General features: G+C 60.4%; 1 protein-coding gene. It reads left to right on the top strand.

The window, feature by feature from the left end; all coding sequences use genetic code 11:
* Nucleotides 1-82: 82 nt before the first annotated feature.
* On the top strand, nucleotides 83-1,362 hold a 1,280-nt coding region (locus tag QZM72_RS35435), incomplete at its 3' end, for an IS4 family transposase (protein WP_301740433.1).

Below are 1,362 nucleotides of genomic sequence, written 5' to 3'. Positions count from 1 at the left end.
TAATGCCGTTCAGTTAAGAACTGAACGGCATTTTTGTTTTGGGTGTTGTAAACGGTGATGGAGGCTGTTAACCTGCGTCGCCATGCTTGATGACACCCTGAATTTTCTCGCTGAAGAACAGGAGACGCCCGACTGGGCTCGCCTGGGCGAGCACTTGCCCTACGAGTGGATTGAGCAGGTGGTGGCTTACACGGGACGGGCGAGCATCCGGCAACGCCGCTTGCCCGCTGAGCAGGTGGTTTGGCTGGTTATTGCGCTGGCATTGTATCGGCATCAATCGATCAGCGAGGTTGTCGACGATCTCGATCTTGCGCTACCGGATATGCAGGCGCCGTTCGTCAGCAAGAGCGCTGTCGCTCAGGCCCGGCAGCGCCTGGGCGCGCAACCACTGAAGGCGCTGTTCGAATTGTCGGCCAAGGCGTGGGCCGAGCAGGACCGCAAACAATACCTGTTCAAGGGGTTGAGCCTGTTTGCGATGGATGGCACGACGCTCAGGACGGCGGACACCCCCGAACATCGGGCTCATTTCGGCGCCCAGGTTTATGCCGGCAACACCATCGCCAGTTATCCGCAGGTCCGTGGCGTGACGCTGACTGCCGTGCCCACGCACCTGATCCGCAGCGCGGCGTTCGGTCCGTATGGCACGAACGAGATGCTATATGCCAAGGATCTGCTCGGCGCCATCCCCGATGATTCGCTGACGGTATTCGACAAGGGGTTTCTATCTGCAGAAATCCTGTGTGGCTTGAGCCGCGCGGGTTCGAACCGTCACTTCCTCATCCCGGCCAAGGCCAACACCAAATGGGAAGTCATCGAGGGAACGCCTGATGATGCGGTGGTAAGCATGCGCGTGTCGCCCCAGGCACGCAAGAAATGCCCGGACCTGCCAGAGGTGTGGCAGGCGCGAGCCGTCACCCTGGTCGACTCAAGTGCCCGCAAGCGCGTACTGCTGACGTCACTGTTCGACCGAAAACGCTACACGAGCGCCGATATCGTGGCCTGCTATGCGCGCCGCTGGCAAATTGAAACCAGCTATCGAGAACTCAAGCAGACGATGATGGGCATGGCGCCGATCCTGCGCAGCCGCAGCGTTGAGGGGGTGTATCAGGAAATCTGGGGCGCGCTGATTGCCTACAACCTCGTGCGATTGGAGATTGCCAAGGCCGCGCTTGCGGTGAAGTGCGAGCCGACCGAGATTAGCTTCGTGCGCGCCTTCCACGTCATCCAGTACGAATTGCACTGGGCCGCGGTTACCCGTGCGCAGGGCAAACTCCCAGCCCTGCTGCAACGACTGCGACTACGTCTGGTCGCGCTACTCAAAGAAGAACGGCCCGCTCGAAAATTCGAGCGGGCCGTGAAGGC

It is taken from the genome of Burkholderia sp. AU45388, from assembly GCF_030481585.1.
Lineage (GTDB): Bacteria > Pseudomonadota > Gammaproteobacteria > Burkholderiales > Burkholderiaceae > Burkholderia > Burkholderia sola.
Note: the sequence above shows the minus strand (reverse complement) of the source record. Positions and strands in the feature narration are given on the sequence as shown.